The organism is Candidatus Woesearchaeota archaeon (assembly GCA_018303405.1).
In the GTDB taxonomy this organism is placed as follows: domain Archaea; phylum Nanobdellota; class Nanobdellia; order Woesearchaeales; family JABMPP01; genus JAGVYD01.
Window position 1 is genome coordinate 67,903 of sequence record JAGVYD010000009.1, and the last position, 16,443, is coordinate 84,345.

The following is a 16,443-nucleotide window of genomic DNA, read 5'->3' on the forward strand; positions in this document are numbered from 1 at the left end:
CAAGTTATAAACAAGTTTAAACAGCAACAGGGAAGGGATGGAAAGCATGATAGAAGGTATATATCAGATATCAGCAATGTATTCCAGATATGAATTCCATATGTGTGCATTTTAGTGCTGATGGGTGAAAAGATGATATGGAAAGGTCATTTTTGATGTTAGTTAAACTGTCAAGAGTATATAAAATAGATAAAAAAGACTGTAAAATGCTTCAAAAATTAAACCAAACTTTATAAGACCTTAAAATTATAAGGAGGGATTTAAAATGCGACTATTCAGAAAAAAACCAGCTATAAACGCAATTACAGAGCTAAATAAGAGCATGTCAAAAGTTGACAGGGACATATACCTAATACAGCAGTGGATTGCCCACTTGCATGGCAAGCATGAATTCATAAAAAATTCACATTTCAGGCATGTGGATATGACAAGGAGGGATGTGCAGGAGCTCAATAGATGGATCAATTATTTGCACAGGCACAACCTTGAAATGCATAATTTCGTAAAGGAAACAACAAAAAACATACTGGATTTGAGAAAAAATCAGGAAGATTTGCTAAAAAAGCTTGAAAAACTTGAAGAAGGACAACTGAGGACACTACAGAGGACAAGTCAAGGACAATTAAGGGACATGTCCCTCGTTGACCAGACTGCAAAGGAAATACGAATGATTACACCAGAAATAAACCAAATAGGTAATCAAAGCGAAACCAAATTTATCGGTAAGCATGAGTTCACAGGAAGCGAGATGGAGTTGATAAACATATTTTATCGCGCGGACAGGCCCCTGAGCTACCAGGATTTGTCAAAACTCCTCGGAAAAAAAGACAAAAGCATTAGGAACTTGATTTATGAATTGAGGGCAAAAAAAGTCCTGGTAAAATCAAAGCCCATAGGCATAAGAACAAAAGGATTCTTTTTGGAAAAAGAAGAAAAAATAAGGGTATCCGGCAGGTAAAAATGCCATGTCCCAAATGATTTGTCCTTTTGTCCTCTAAGGACGGGACAAGTCGGGACAAATCAATTAGCCTTTTTGGGCATGATTTGACTTGAATGGTGACTTAAGATGCAAATCCCTTGCCAATTTTTTTACTTGGCTTATTTGTTCCCAAGAATCAATTCTTTCTAAGTTTAAGCGCTGAAAGGATCTTCTTTGCGAGGGTTTTTATGGTTTTCTTGCCAGTGTCCAAAATCAAAGGCCTGTGACCAAATGACCTCGCCTCTTCCAGGCAGATATCAAATATCTCAGAATCAAGGTTTTCCCTCACCTTTGTGGCAGAATACCCCCTTTTTCTAAGGCGGTTCCTGATTGTATGGAGGTCGGCTTTCACAATAACGCACAAATCCACATAAGATGCCGGCAGAAAGTGGGCCATATGGCCATCGACAATGATACCATTATGGCCCTGCAATGCCATTATAGCCTGCTTAAGATGCCTAACAAGATGGGATGCATCCACAATGTAAGTTTGACGCGCACGGTCATATTTTTCGTATAAGCCATGTTTTTTGGCAAATTTGCTGATTTCAATTAGTTTCCAGCGTTTGGAAAGTGAGAGTTCTTTGGCTATACTTGTCTTCCCTGTTCCAGGAGTTCCACTTATTGCCACTATAATGGGCTTTTGGATTGAAATTTTTTTGCTCATTTTGATATATAAGTATATTAATTGATTATTAATTTTATATTATTTGTAATATTGATTCAACTTATATATGAAATTATTTGCTTAATTTTGGCTTATTTTGATAAAATTAAAGCGATGTTTTGACATGTTGCCCTCTTTGATGATTTTTACATTCATGATGATATATGATTGATACTCAATATGGGCAATTTTGGATAAGGTTTATGGTGCCTAATTTACAAAATTCTCTAATTTGCCTGTTTTCTTTCCCTGACCTTTTCAAGGAGAAAATACATGAAAATTGCAAAAACGGCTCCGACAAGGAACCAGACTGCGATACTGTTCCATGAAAAAAAAGAAGGGGAGGAAACGGATTGCGCGGTGCTGGCAGCAAAATCTGCCTGCGTTGCCGCAGCGCCCTGTGCTGCTGTTGCCGTGGCTGACACGTCAGCTGTGCTTTCTGCCATAAGCATTGGTGCGGCCTCTTTGGCTGCAATTGGGTCCATGCCGGCTGAACTGCGGGAAAGGGCACTAAAAAATATGTTGGATGACTGGTTTATGATGGCGATTACTGCTGTTGCTGCGAGTGTTATGATGCCAAGAGGGAATAGGCGCTTAAGTTTTTTCATGAATCCTTCGTCGGTTGTGGCCGGCGCAATGATAATCAGCTTGTTTGCGAGCTTATAGTGGAGCATTTCCTTGCCTTTTTGGCTGTAGTGGAATTCCTCGGCGATTACAAGCTTGTTTTCGACCAAATGCTGGAGGTTGTAGTGGACTGTTGAAATAGGCATTTTCAGGGCCCTGCTTATCTCTGATTCCGTGGATTCCTGCTGGGATAGAAAATCAAGTATTTTCCTGCTGGTCTCATTGCTAATAACCTGGGCCAGCTTTTTAGCCTGGTTCTCCTTAAGTGAAACCAGCATGAATGATTCTTCTGCCATTCCAGATATAAATCCGGACATATATTTAAAATTGCCTGTGACTTCGAATCAGGTCAAAGTTATGATGGCATTTATGGCCTGGCCGCGTGAAGGTGTGTGAAGATGGATGCCTGGGAAATAGTGCGGCATAAATGTATATACATAAAATATTTAAATGATGGAATGTAAAAAATCCTATAAATGTCATATCAATTGTTCTTGGGGTGAGAGCATGCAGTGCGAAATGTGCGGTATTAATATTGCCAGCCAGAAAGTCCTGATAGAAGGGACTGAAATGACGGTTTGTGCAGATTGCGGAAAGTTTGGTGAAATGATTGAGGCGCTTGCAAGCGCAAAAAAAGATGAAAAAGCCACAATCCAGAAAAGATCAGTGCTGTCGACATTCAACACCCGGCCGCGCGCCATGCCAGAGCCTGAAATCCAGGAAATTATCGTCGGGGATTATGCTGAAATATTGCACAGGAAAAGGGAAAGGATGGGCATGACCCAAAAGGAATTTGCTGCATTCTTAGCAGAAAGGGAATCCATAATACACAAGATTGAGACAAATTCCTATGAGATGCCGATAAAAATGGCCAGGAAGTTTGAGAAATTGCTCAAAGTCAGCCTCATTGAAGAATATGAGGAGAAGAAAATCAGCATGGGCAATGCTTCATCCGGAGACCAGGTCACAATAGGCGACTTGATCACAGTCAGGAAACGTGCCTAGCGCTGAAGATGTAATAAGAGCAGATAAGGCCGTTCTCCTCATAATTAGTATTGAATTCTTGCCTTATTTGTGCGAATAAAGCGGACTTTGCAGATTCACAGCCTGCATCCCATGGTGGGCATTCAAAATCGCATGTATCAATCAGTATGTCGCTCGCTGACCGCAGCTGGTTCGAAAGCTGTAGGATTTTTTGGCTATCAAACAATGGATAGTACATCAGGCCACTTGACTTCAAGTCGCTGTTTGCCATGAACAGGGGGCTTGAGACCCATACCTGCGCCTGATTGTCGAGACTTGAAAGGTGCTCATTGAATGCAGAGGGGATATAACGTGGAGCGTAATTCCAAGCTTGACCGATGCCGACGTAAGATTGTGCCATCCATGCCATCCCCGCAATGACCGAGATAATGACAATGGTTTTTTCAAAGGTTTTTACACGCGCATGAACATCTCCTACACGGATAGTCCTTGCAGACTGCCATGCCGTGAAAAGCCCAAAGCCCGCCAAAATGTACAGATAGGGCAAAAAGGCAAGTGCAAACCTCATTTCCTTGTGCTGGATTATGGTGAAATATGCAAAATACAGGATAAACAGGCAAGTGATGAGCCACGCATGCCAATAAAATTTGGATTTGTCTTCTGATTCATGCTGCCTATCCACCGCCGCGTCCCTTTGTGCCCACCGCCTTATGCCAAGAATGCCTGCAATAAAAAATATTGAGAGGAAATTTTCCTTAAGCAGGCCAACAACGTAAAAGCCAGCTGGCTTCCAATAGATCCAGCCAGTGTATTTTGACATGAAAATTTGGCGGATAAATGGCTGAAAAATATTGCCATACATTCCAAAATTGAATGCCAAAAATGGAACCAAGATGGTCAAGAACCCCAGTACAATTGCAATGACATCACCATTTCCTCGCCAAGGACCTGCAGGTCTTCCTTTTTTGTTTGCAGCCAATGCCATTATTACCGTCAAGACGAGCATTGCCAGGAAAACAGCCAGATGCAGGAAACGGGCAATAAAAGCCAAAGCCAAAACAACTCCTGAAGAATAAAGATGCCTCCTGATAAACAAATAAATGCCAAAAAGCGACAGGCATACAGCCAATATATCAGTTAGTATGAGACCCTGGAAAAGAACAAAGGTTGGGGAGAAGGCAAGCATTGCCGAAGCGAGCAGGGCTGTGGGCCTTCCGAAAATATTCATGGCAATTGTGTAAGCAAGGTAGATTGAATAGAGGCCTGCGGCGAGCATAAGCACCTTGCCGGCAATTAGCGGGTCAAGCCCGATTTTCCAGGCAAGGCCAAGGATTACAGGGAGCAAGGGGGGCCTTACATCCTCCCAAAAGCCTGAGGCACCGTTAGAAAACATGTATTTTCCCATGCCTATGTAAACTGAGGAATCCCACCAAACTGATGTTGCAGAAAAATGGAACAGGGCAATTGCCAAGGAGATAAGCAGTATCAAGGAAAGCAGTGGGTCACTCAAATGGCCATATTTTCTGCCTGTTTTGCCTGATTGGCCAGCCTGAAATTTTTTCCTCGACATGAAAAGCCTCCGTCTGCCATATAGCATCAAACTGCATCACTCCTTGTAATTATAATAATTTGCCTCCCACTGCCCGTTGGCAATAAAATACCTTGATCCCTGCCTTGCATAAACGCGGGGCTCCCTGAGGTCATGCAGAATCAGCACATGCTCTGCAGGCCCAAGATTGGGAAAATCATGTATTTGCCTCACTTCCATTTTGGAATAGTATGCGATCACAGGGCAGTTGAGATTGCAGTAGACAATTGAGCCATCGGCAATATTTAGCCTCAAGAAACCAGAGGCATCCTTTGTGACCTGCCTTAACCCATTCTCAAATCCAATTGAGGGTGTATAGGCCCTGGAATATCCCTGTGCCTGCAACATTAAAATGATTACAACAATCGGGAAGATAACCTGTGATTTAATATTGGACAGGAACAAAGAACACGATAAAATAACAGGGAGCAATGCGGGCAATAAAAAACGCTCGGCTTCCCATTCCATGGAGATTGGCTTGGCAACGCCTCGCTGCAGTATCACAAAATAGTACAAAAGCATGAAAAGCGCCCAATACATCATGAAGCTACTGAAATTCCCTGAATAAGATTTTCGCCCATGAAAATTATAAAAGGCAAAAATTATGAAAATTACTATAAACAGGCCGAAGAAATCGGCCAATGACCACAGGGAAAATGCGAGGCTTGTGGGCTCATTCTCTGCAACCACATGAAATGCGTCATGGAAAGGCCGGTAAAGATTCCCAAAGGTTGCATGGCTCCATGCCAAATATGGCACCATTGGCAATATTGCAAACACGGCAAACAGCAAGAGAGGAGCTGACAGGCTGGATAATTTGGCAGGCCAGGAAGGGATGGGAATAAGATAAATCAGCGCCAGAAATAATACGCCAGCATATATTATTGATGTGAATTTGACAAGGATGGATAACCCAAATATAAGGCCAGAAATGCCCATGTAAATATTTTGCATGGAGAAATTGCTTTTTTTTGCTTTAGGGACCTGTGCAATTCCGCGAAAGAAAAAGTATACGGAAGCGCCCGAGATTAGGGCTGCAAGTGCATCGGTCATCACCCATTTACTGGCAAGGATGTGGAAAGGCAAAAGCGAGACAATGACAGCTGAAATCCATGCTGCCTTACTGCTGTGCTGTTTTGCAAATTGAAAAGCCAGCAGCACCATAAGGCTGTTCAGAAATGCCATCAGGACCCTGGACCAGACTTCAGCATCCAACCCCAGAGAGTAGATGCCTGATAGCATCATTGGAAGCAATGGTGGCCTGATATTAAGCTCGGTATAGCTTGCAGGCATGCCTGCATAATATTGTGCATTTTGAAGATAAACTGTCTCATCCCAAAAGAAATAGCTTGTATCCACCGGGAACAGCCTTATTACAAAAGAAAATAGTATTAATAGCGCAAGGAATATATTTTCATATGCCTTATTCTTTCGGTCATGCTGCTTCATCTACTGCCCCTTCTAATATATTTGCTGAAAACGCATATAATTGCCTGCATCTATAATTGTGCACTCAGGAAGGCAGACTGTTATGGGCTTGGAGGCTGAATTTAGGAGGATTATGCTTTGAAGGTTTGTGGAAACAGACATGTTGACAGAAGCTTTTATAGAGAGTGTCACGGCTGTGGCGAAATCAGGATATTTTTCCTGGATTTCCGGGGAAACATTTATGCCAATGTTATTGTCTGATGCAGTGAGCTGTACGCCATCCAAAAAACCCAGCCAAAGATGCAATTGGTCAAGATTCATGAATTGAGCGCGATGGTCCTTTGCATATTCCACAAAAGAAACAAGGCTGGCAAAATCACCAGTTTCAAAGTTGAAATGCTGGAAAGCAAGCAAGACATAAGGCTTGACTGGCCAGCTTGCCTCATACTCAGAAATAAGCGCATCCGCATCCTTATTTTTCATTGAAGCCCAGTCTTTAACCATGGAAATCCCCTGGTCATATCGCTTAAGACCGTATTCATCAGCAACAATTGGGTCACCGGGAACAGAACTGTAAATTATATAACCAAGGCTGGCCAATGCCTTCAGTGTATTTTTATCCGATGATGAATATGGAGGGACAAAAGCCAAGGGGACAATCCCAAGCTTATCTTCGATAATATTCCTGCCCTGCTCAATGTCATTCCACTGGGATGCGTAATCCCGGCCTGCAAATTCTGATCCCAGCCCATAGTCATGGTATGAGAAGCCATTTTGTGCTATGGCAATATCGTGCGTTGAGATATAACTCCTAAGCAGGTCCAGAGACGAATTATTCAGCTCAAGCAAATCAGCAGGGATTATGCTCAAGGTCAATGGCGTGGAATTCAAGTCGTTCAGAATCCGGCTGAAGCTTTCTGCTTTCCAGATGTTGCCCTTGCCATCTTCCCTATAGACTCCTGCTGCATTGTCCATGCGCAAAACTATTATGCTGTTTCCCCCATAGGGAATCCTGGAAAGGGTAACAGCGCGGTCAAGCAAATACTTGTCATTAAGAGAGGGAAGCGTCTCATCCTTGCTGAAAATATAGTATGGCCTTTCACCATCTGACAAAACAGCAATGAGATTAAACCTCTGCAATAGGATTTGCAGGAATTCATCATCTGTATTCTGGCAGTCAATATCTTTCCGGAAACATGTTATACCCGCACTTATGTATACCAGGCCTCCTGCTTTTTGGTCTGTTGCAAATGCCTGATAATAGCCCTCCTGTGAGTAATAGTTTGGAACAAATAGGTAATCCAGGTATGCTGCAGGGACGGGAGTATTTGTTATGATTTTCGTGCCAAAGGGCAAATTGGCAAATGCCTTGTTGAGCCCTTTTTTGAAACCAGGGTTATAATTTGCAGAATCCATTACCAGCGGCACATTCAAAGCTGCGCCTGAAATTGCAGCAATGACAAAAATGGTCACCAAAAGTGGCATGAATTTAGGAGGTGCGGGCAGGATTCGCTGATTTCTTGTAAAATGCAAGATAGCATAGGCTGAGAGTATTGCCACAAATGGGAGGAAAGATATCAAAAATCTTGGCTGCTTGTTGCCAATATATGTGTAGTAAGAGAAAAATATGAGAAAGGAAGCCATGAGCGCCGTTTTATTGCTATCCTCCCAAAATTTTGCGCGCGCAAGGAGTATCAGGCCGGCAATTGATAACAGCAAGAGGAAATTCTGCCTTGCCATTTCAAAAAGATAGTACATAAGATTGGCATATATGCCATGTATTGCCTCAGCAGGGTTTTCCTGGTGCCATATGCCAAGAATCCATGGCCTGAAAAGCGCATGTGACACTTTTGCGGTTTCCCCATGATAGATTGCATAATTAAATGCCATAAACATCATGACAGGGATGGCAAAGGCAATGAGCATTTTTAGGATGCTGACAAAAAGGGGGAAAAAGTGCGAATAAAATTTTCCCTCGCCTCCAACAGTATTTTTCCTATTTTTTTTGATTTGTGCCTTATAATTGCCGCGTGGGAGGCTGATGAGCGTGGCCGCCGCCATGGCAAGGCCGCACACTGCCAGAACCAGCCCGCTGGGCCACCTGAAAAGAAAAGCAAGGGATGAGAATAAGCCCACAAGCCAGTATTTTTTCCCCAGCAGGAAATATATTGCCAGAATGCAAAATGTGATTGAAGGTATGTCGGTCATTGGCTGGCTTGCCCAGAAAAAAAATGAAGAAGTCGTCATTACAAGCACAGATGACAAAAGACCAGTCTCCTTGTTGAAGACCCTTGACCCCAAAAGGAAGGTTGAATATGCGAACAAGATTGAAAAGGCTATGGCCAAAATCCTGGAAGCCAAGATAACATCAATGCCCAGCTTCCACAATGGCCCAATTAGAAGAGACAGCCCTATAGGCCGAATAATTTCCATGAAACCCAAATGCCCTGCGGAAAATAAAAACTTGGCAATGCCAATGTATACAGCGCTGTCCCAGTAAATCCGGGGATACAAAACAAGCATGAGAATCTGCAAAAATAAGAATATTGCAATGAATACCCAAAACAAGCGCAATACCCCTGTCTTATCATCCTTCTTGCTTTTGGAAAGCATTGAATCTGCCTATTTGGCTGGCCATAAAAAGCTTTCTAGGGCAGGTGCAATGGTATGGCAGCTGCGAGAACCCAACTTGTGCGGCTTATATGGCAAATATCGTATTGCATGCCTGAGCCATCAATCGGCACATTCTGGCCTGGAATTACTGAAACTGGAGCAGATAATATCCCCCAATTGCGCCCTGTTGTAGTATCCTTCATATTTCTGGTCTTCTATAACTATTGCAGGAAGGCTGTAAACCTGATAGCGCTTTCGCAGCAATTCTATTACAGGCTCGTCTTTCTCGAGGTCAACATTGATTGGGAAAACCAGCAGGCTCTGCTCATAAATTTTTTTGTGGTATGTCAGCACCACACCAAGGTCTGAGCATTGCGGGCAATTCTCCTCAGAAAAGAAATACAGGACTGTGACTACATCCAGATTGCAGTTGCGCTTAGTTTCCCTGGCAAGAACCCAGTATTTCAGGTTGTCGAGAAGATATCTCCTCTTGATCAGTGTGAACTGGTTCTTCTGCAGCCTGCTTTCCTGCTCATATTGCGTGACCCTGTCAAGAGAGTAATCCAAATCTGATATTGCATCGTCAAGGCTGCCGTACAGAACAGAACAGCTTGCATTGTCATTCTGTATATATGTCAGATATATGGTCTGGAATTGAAGCCGCTTGTAATCAAGGTCAAATTGCTCATTTGCCTGGCTGGACCAGCGCAGCCGCTGGTAATCCATGATTATTCCAAGTGCCACGCCGAGTGCAAATATAAGCAGGGTGAATACCCCTGCTGCCATATATATTTTCTTGCTGAATTTGCGATTTGATGCCATGCTGCTACCACTTTTGCCTTTTGCCTATTATGACCTCCAGTATTACAATCAAGGTTATAAAGCTGAGCATGATATAATAGAGGAAAAAGTAATACAGGATCTGGAAGACGCTCGCTTTTCTCACTTTTTCCTTGGCATTGCGATGAGCCAAAACCACAGTTGCGAATGTAATTAAAAAAAGGGACACGAAAATGAAAACGTTAGAAATGTCAATGTCCAGCACCGTAAACTTGAAGGTGAAGAAATCTTCAAGGTATGGAAGCAAGTCAAAGCGAATAAGCCATGTGTTCCAAAGCTGCTTGATTATTGGATAAAGGAAAAAGTATGAGAATAACGTCAGCCCTGCAATCGCCAGGAAAAAATTGAAGACATTCACGGACATCTGCATAATGCCAAAATCACCGTAATTCTTATTCAGGAAAAGGTTGCGATATTTATAGGCGTTGAGAAGGCCCCCCTTATACCACCTGTTTCTCTGTTTGTACAGTTCCCTGGTATTTTCCGGCGCAATGGTGTAGACATTCGCATCAAAGCACTGCTTGATCTTGTAATTGTGCTTTTGCACCCGGTATGCGATTTCCATGTCCTCTGTGAGGTTTGATTCGCTGAAGCCCCCCAGCTTTTTGATGATGGATGTCCTATAGAGTGAAAACGGCCCCGGTGCCACGTAAAGGCAGTCCAGCTGGCTCATCAGGCGGGCCACAAAAATAACAGAAATGTATTCTATTCTCTGAAGCTTCTGGAAAAATTTCTTTGGCTTCTTTACTTTCATTGCAGGGGTAACAATGGCGAGCCTGGAACCGCCTTTTTCAAAGGTATGGACCATTTTTTTAAGGGTGTCGGGCTCTACTGTGGAATCTGCATCAAGGCAGACAAATAATTTTGTATGAAGCCTTTGCAGGGCTATGTTCAGGGAATTGGCTTTTCCGCTGTTGGCTTTGCTGATGAGAGTAAGGCGATTGCCAGTTTTCTCAGCCCGCATGAATTTTTTCACTTTTTGGGCTGTTTTGTCTTTGCTGCCATCATTTATCACAATGACCTGCAGCTTCTCTGGAGGGTATTCAAGCCTAAAAATGGATTCAAGACAGCTGTAAATGTGATGCTCTTCATTATAAGCAGGGATGACCACTGTTACCGTGGGAAAATCCAGTAATGCCCTGTCCCCATCCTCTTCTTCCTTAAAGGCCATTTCCCTGGAAATGAAGACCATAAGCCAGAATATAGTGATGTATAGGCCGACAATATATGCTCCCCATATTATTAGCGTTGTTCCGAAATCCATTTTAACCCTGATTCCCCGATGTTGCCTGAAAACGTGGTGGCGGGATGCACATTACCCAAATGAAATTACTTCCCAGATTTCCATGTTATCCTGGTCATATATATTCTTAAAAGTTTCGTTGTTTTTCAGCAGCAAAAGCATGCCCTGGTCAGGCCTCTTCCAGACCAGACCTTCCTTCATTTTCTCGTCTATAAATATGTACCTAATATTATTCTGGGACAACAATGAAACCACTGTTTTGAGGTCCCTGGACTGGAAGATTTCTTCAGAGATTTCATAGCGGCCATTTGGATTTGGCGCAAATTCGAATTTGGAATCCATGAAAGAAGGCATGCCTGTGAAATATTCAATCCAGACCCCATTGGAATAGTGGCTGAGCATTGTGCCCTCGGCAAGGCCGATGGAATACCTATTCTGGCCCAGCCAGCTAAGGGCGGCCACAGTTTTGACTGATGGCTCTGCTTTGGAAATCGTTGCCACGTTGTTTATGGCACTGAAAAGTATTCCACATACCAAGACAAGCAATGTCATTTTTTTCAAGAGCTTGATTTCCCATCGTGATTTTATCAGGTGAAAAAAAGCCAACACCGACAAGGCGCATATGGCTATATTTGCATATAAAACAAAGTCCTTATTTAGCAGAACCAACAGGCTCAGGACAGCTATGATGGTGTATACAGGCCAAAATCTCTCCTTTTTGGGCCATGTGATAAAAATGGATTGCACAGAGAGTATTATGACAAATATTGAGATGCCCGCTGCAGAGCCTATGCCTGCAAAAAACGATGAGACGAAGCTTGTTTGGGCAAATCCAGGAGCTTCTGATGTCAGAGTGAGATTGAGAAGAATCAGGTATACAGCTGACAACAGGGTTACTGGTATAAAAACTGCGAGATAGCGCTTTATTTTTCTGAAAGAAATGGAATAGGCCAGCAGAATCAGGATGGCTGATGCAGCATGCGCCACGCCAAACAGTGGCATGACAAGGAATATGATTGTTGACAGGCTTGCAATGAACAGGTTTTCAGAGATGAAGAGGTAAGAACCCAGCAAGAAAAGGAAAATTGCAAACCCTGCAGATTTGGATTTTGAAAAAGTATCAATATAAAGGGGAGAGCAGATAAATATCACCACAGCCAAAAAGCTGTGCTTGGGATTCACATTGAGGCTTTTTAGAATCATAAATAGCAAAAGTACTGAGAAAATCCCCAGCATGAAGGGAAGTGTTCTGGAGGCTGATTCTATTCCCACCAGTCTTGACAAGCTGGAAAGCGCTATCGGGTAAGGGTCAAACACATAAGGCCTTCCGCCGTAACTGAGCGGGTCATAGGTAATTATCTGGTTGTCCTTTGAATATGCCTGAGCAATTCTGGCATTGTAGTAGGAGTGTTCGCCAGGCAAGTAAGGATTGCCATCAATATGCCTGAGAATAATCGGGAGGGACAATATTATTGCAGCTGCCAGAAGGGCAAAAATAAGCGCATATATCCAGCTGAACCTAAAATTGCTAATCCTGAATATCAAAAACTTTTTGCCGGCAGGAAGGCTTTTCTTGCCCCCTGATTTGCTTATGGTAATCTTTGCCATTCTTTCCCCTTAATTTTGATTTACAATGCAGCTTGACTTGTATATCATGATATTGTCCGAATCATATACCTTGGTTATGCATTTTCCGTCCTCGTAAGCAAGACTGTCAACGTCAAGCGCCCTTCTGGTCCTTGGGCTCAGATAAATGTAATTGACACCATATTTGTTCAGCAATAAAACAGCGTTTGTCAGGAATCGGCCTTTATAGAGCGTGTTGATATCTTCAAGCCTTTGGCCCAAATCACCTATGAGTATAAAATTTGTGTCTGCAATAGTCTTCCTGCCTGCCATATAAGCAATGATATGCCCCTCTTCAGGTGATGCCAGGATTGTGCTGGATTCAGGGGTATTTTCCCTCAGCCATGCCAAGGCTTCGACTTCAGCCGCAGTTGGCATGTTCATATTCTTGTTGTCATCTGCTGCCTCTATAGATGGCACCAGCGATGTGATGATGACAACGGCATAAAGCCCGATTACCATATAAGGCCAGTAATGCGCTAATTTGGTCTTTTGTATGTAATAAAAAAACTTGACATAGAACTGGCTGAACAGCACAGCCAACACCGCCCCAAGAAAAATAAACCCTATTGTGAGGCTGATCAGTTTCAGCCATAATATGATGGCTATGGAAACCGCAAATGCAACAAGTATGTACAGGTTCTTATTCTTCTGTCCGTAAAGCCCCTTGTATATGATGTAAATGCCGAACAGGAAAGGCAGCACGCCTATCATCAGGATTGCCTGAAAAAAATCAATGCCTACAAAATTCTGGCGGTAAAGGATAGGTGGAAGGTTTTGCCAGATAACAGAGTACCCGTGAATCAGGATTGCTTTCTTGTAAATCATGAGATTGGCCCAGAGCCATAAAAAAGCCGAAAATATGGCCAGCTCAATTTCTTTTTGCGAAATTTTGATCTTCTCGAGCTTGCAGATCAACAGGTAAAAGTAGATTGCCATTATCAGTACAATTGATATTGGATGGGCAAGGACAAGAATGGCAAAGAAAATTATGTAGGATGTGACATATTTGCTGTTTTGCTGGATTTTCATAAAACAATACATCAAAAAGAACAGCAACGGGACCACGAATGACATCACTGAGGCAGAGACTATTGTTTCAGCAAAAAATATCGGGATAAACCCTGACAGCAGGGCTGAAAAAAGAGAGGCATTCGAATTCTTGGTCAATTCCCTGCTGACGAGGAAGACAACTATGGTCAGAAGGCTTGCGAGCAGATTAGGCAAAATTTTTGCCACAAGGTCAGGTGCCAGCAAATAGCTTCCCCCTGCCAGCAAGTAGTGAAAAGAGGGCAAAAATGTGAAAAACCTGCCACCGTAGCTGAGCTCGTCGTTGTATGCCGGAATGCCTGTTTCCCTTATAATGCCCGCCTGGCGAAGATTGAAATATGCATCATAGTCAAGGTATTCGTCTCCGAACGCGATATATAGCCTTATGGAGAAAACTAATGCAAATATCAGTCCAAGCGCTAAATATTCCTTCTTTATCATCGGATAGTAAAAAATATGAAGGTATAAAAAGGTTTATGTAAGAGTAAGCATACATGGGCACTTGGGCTGCAAGTGCCTTGATGGTGCCGGTTCAGGGTATTAGGCTGGATGCAATGACGGGAAAGCAAGAAGTTGGAGGGATACTGCAAAAATTATCACCTGGAATCAGGGGAGTCATAACTATCTATGGCGAAGGAGGATCTGGCAAGACCATGATTTGCCTTGAAGCCTGCATCAATGTCGCCCTGCAGGGAAAAAAGATAATTTATGTGGACCCCCAGAACAATTTTTCTGCAGAAAGGATTAAGCAAATAGCCCCCGATGGAAAGGCAAGGGATATCCTTTCAAAGATTATTATTGTAACACCGGAGGGCTTTGAAGACCAGGAAAAATTATTTGACAGGCTCAGAAAAGGCATCAGGGAAGGCGTTGGCCTGCTTGTTGTGGATCCAATCTCTGTTTTCTACAGGCTGGAATTCGCCAAGAAGGACAAAAAAGCCTATTTGATCAATCGCAATCTCGGGGTCCAGCTTAGCTACCTGAATGACATTTCGCGAAAATCCAACATTCCTGTATTCATTACAGCCCAGGTGCAGGCAAGCCCTGAGACCAAGCAGGAAGCCTCCATCGTAGGTGGGTCAGTGATAGACCATATGAGCGGATATGTTATAGAAATCAGGCGCATTGACAACAAGAGAAGGCAGGTTGTCCTGAAAAAGCCCAAGGGAACAGGCAGGAAAGAAGTTGCTTTCGAGATTCTTGAAAAAGGCATTTCCATTTTGTGAGACGAAATTAAAGGGGCCAAATGCAGGATAGTTAGAAAAATAAAAAAATAATGAATGCCAAAAGGAAAAATTATTCCTCCATCCACTGGTCAATCTTCAGCTCCTCATCTGAGATTGGCGTGCCCCTTCTTTTAAGGTATTCCCTTGTAAGGATGTAGAAAAGCAATCCCAGGCTCTTCTTGCCCTTGTTGTTGCACGGCACCACAAGGTCTATTCCATTTGCCTGGTTGTTTGTGTCGCACAAGGCAATTACGGGTATGCCAACCTTCAGCGCGTCATTGATTGCGTTCCTGTCAGGCCATGCATCAGTTGCCAGTATGATTTTAGCTTCTGTAAAAATCTCGAGCTGTGGATTCGTGAGTATTCCTGGAGGGTATCTGCCGGCAAAAACCCTGGCACCCGTGTACTTTCCAAAAAGCCTGACCGCGTCCCAGCCGTTTTCCCTCCTGCTGACAACAACTATATCCTCGGGCGCGTAATTGGCCAGCATGTTGGCCGCAAGCTTGAGCCTTTCATCTATCTTCTGGAGGTTCAGGACGCAAAGCCCGTCCGACCGTATCTTGTAGATAAACTGCTCCATGTATTTTGTCTGGAACCTTGTGCCGATGTGTATGCCTGACTTCAAATATATTTTAGTCGGCAACAAAAATTGCTCTTCTGCCATTTTAATCCTCCATTCTGATTTTTACGTTCTTCATATAGTGTTGATTGTGCTGTAACATTGAAGAAATTCATGTTACTGCATTTTATCGCCTTGCAGTGCGCCCTGAGTCCCTTTCGGCCAACCTCATGGCTAGGCAATGCCATTTAGGAGAAGAGGGGGGTTTAAAAAGGTTTTGACAGGACGGGCCAGGTTTCATGCAAGGCGGCCTCAGTATCCGCCAAGGTAGATTTGCTGTATCTTCTTCATCTTCAGGATTTTCCTGTCGCCGTGCAGTGCAATCTTTCCGCTTTCGAGCACGTATATCTCATCAGCTATTGCTGTGGCCATCCTGGCATTTTGCTCTACCATGAGAATCGATGTCCCTTTATTGTTGATTTCCTGAATCTTCTGGAAAATCTGGCCGACAATCCTGGGCGCCAGGCCTATGGAAGGCTCGTCAAGCAGCAGGAGGCTTGGATTTTGCATCATGGCCCGGGCCATTGCAAGGAGCTGCTGCTGGCCTCCTGAAAGAGAAAATGCATAGTCCTGCATCCGTGCCTTGAGGTCGGGGAACATCCCCATGATTTCCCCAATCCTTTTGCCGACCAGGTCAGGCTCCCTTGAGAGAAATGCCCCCATTTCAAGGTTTTCCTTTACGGTTAGGCTGGGAAATATTTGCCTTCCCTGCGGCACATAGCCGATGCCCAGCTCAATGAGCTCATATGTTGGAAGCCCGGTAATATCCTTCCCATTCAGAAAAATATTCCCGCCATAAATAGTGGTCAAATTGAAAATGCTTTTCAGGACAGTGCTTTTGCCCGCGCCATTCGGGCCAATCAAGACAGTTATGCCACCGCGCCTGACTGCCAAGTCCATGCCAAACAGTATTTGCAACTTTCCAAAGCCCCCCCAAGTTTCCTGCATTCAAGTAT

Annotated in this window: 14 protein-coding genes; 3 read left to right on the forward strand and 11 right to left on the reverse strand. The window is 43.5% G+C overall.

The features are described 5' to 3' along the window. Window positions 1-265: 265 nt before the first annotated feature. Window positions 266-958 (forward strand): hypothetical protein, encoded by a 693-nt coding sequence (locus tag J4227_01900; GenBank protein ID MBS3109258.1) that lies wholly within the window; start codon window positions 266-268, stop codon window positions 956-958. 157 nt (window positions 959-1,115) lie between these two features. On the opposite strand, the gene J4227_01905 is transcribed toward J4227_01900, so the two are convergent. After that, complete coding sequence (locus J4227_01905) at window positions 1,116-1,646, reverse strand: adenylate kinase family protein (GenBank protein MBS3109259.1); 531 nt, start codon at window positions 1,644-1,646, stop codon at window positions 1,116-1,118. Between the two features lie 227 nt (window positions 1,647-1,873). Beyond that, window positions 1,874-2,566: a winged helix-turn-helix transcriptional regulator gene (locus J4227_01910; protein ID MBS3109260.1), complete on the reverse strand. Its 693-nt coding sequence runs from the start codon at window positions 2,564-2,566 to the stop codon at window positions 1,874-1,876. Between the two features lie 211 nt (window positions 2,567-2,777). On the opposite strand from J4227_01910, the gene J4227_01915 reads away from it, so the two are divergent. Further along, on the forward strand, window positions 2,778-3,275 hold the full coding sequence (locus J4227_01915; GenBank protein MBS3109261.1) for a TIGR00270 family protein: 498 nt from the start codon (window positions 2,778-2,780) through the stop codon (window positions 3,273-3,275). Here the strand turns inward: J4227_01915 and J4227_01920 are convergent. From J4227_01920 to J4227_01950, 7 genes are all read right to left on the reverse strand, one after another. Next, on the reverse strand, window positions 3,259-4,824 hold the full coding sequence (locus J4227_01920; GenBank protein ID MBS3109262.1) for a glycosyltransferase family 39 protein: 1,566 nt from the start codon (window positions 4,822-4,824) through the stop codon (window positions 3,259-3,261). The genes J4227_01915 and J4227_01920 overlap by 17 nt on opposite strands. Before the next feature lie 36 nt (window positions 4,825-4,860). Further along, window positions 4,861-6,291 carry a phospholipid carrier-dependent glycosyltransferase gene (locus J4227_01925; protein ID MBS3109263.1) on the reverse strand — a complete coding sequence of 477 codons (1,431 nt, stop codon included), beginning with the start codon at window positions 6,289-6,291 and terminating at the stop codon, window positions 4,861-4,863. A 12-nt stretch (window positions 6,292-6,303) separates the two neighbouring features. Next, window positions 6,304-8,883, reverse strand: a complete 2,580-nt coding sequence (locus tag J4227_01930; GenBank protein MBS3109264.1) for a glycosyltransferase family 39 protein — start codon at window positions 8,881-8,883, stop codon at window positions 6,304-6,306. 120 nt (window positions 8,884-9,003) lie between these two features. Further along, window positions 9,004-9,705, reverse strand: coding sequence for a thioredoxin fold domain-containing protein (locus J4227_01935; GenBank protein ID MBS3109265.1), 702 nt, complete (start codon window positions 9,703-9,705; stop codon window positions 9,004-9,006). A gap of 4 nt (window positions 9,706-9,709) precedes the next feature. Then, window positions 9,710-10,987, reverse strand: coding sequence for a glycosyltransferase family 2 protein (locus tag J4227_01940; protein MBS3109266.1), 1,278 nt, complete (start codon window positions 10,985-10,987; stop codon window positions 9,710-9,712). Between the two features lie 51 nt (window positions 10,988-11,038). Then, a complete protein-coding gene (locus J4227_01945) occupies window positions 11,039-12,574 on the reverse strand; it encodes a hypothetical protein (protein MBS3109267.1) in 1,536 nt (511 codons plus the stop codon). 9 nt (window positions 12,575-12,583) lie between these two features. Continuing rightward, on the reverse strand, window positions 12,584-14,083 hold the full coding sequence (locus J4227_01950) for a glycosyltransferase family 39 protein (GenBank protein MBS3109268.1): 1,500 nt from the start codon (window positions 14,081-14,083) through the stop codon (window positions 12,584-12,586). A gap of 53 nt (window positions 14,084-14,136) precedes the next feature. Here J4227_01950 and J4227_01955 point away from each other — a divergent pair, with 53 nt between their 5' ends. Beyond that, window positions 14,137-14,868 (forward strand): DNA repair protein RadB, encoded by a 732-nt coding sequence (locus J4227_01955; protein ID MBS3109269.1) that lies wholly within the window; start codon window positions 14,137-14,139, stop codon window positions 14,866-14,868. A gap of 70 nt (window positions 14,869-14,938) precedes the next feature. Here J4227_01955 and rpsB read toward each other — a convergent pair whose 3' ends face one another. Both rpsB and J4227_01965 read right to left on the reverse strand, forming a co-directional pair. Then, the gene (gene rpsB / locus J4227_01960) at window positions 14,939-15,532 is read right to left on the reverse strand and encodes a 30S ribosomal protein S2 (protein ID MBS3109270.1); all 594 of its coding nucleotides are present in this window, start codon (window positions 15,530-15,532) and stop codon (window positions 14,939-14,941) included. 207 nt (window positions 15,533-15,739) lie between these two features. Further along, window positions 15,740-16,435, reverse strand: a complete 696-nt coding sequence (locus tag J4227_01965) for an ABC transporter ATP-binding protein (GenBank protein ID MBS3109271.1) — start codon at window positions 16,433-16,435, stop codon at window positions 15,740-15,742. Window positions 16,436-16,443: the final 8 nt, after the last annotated feature.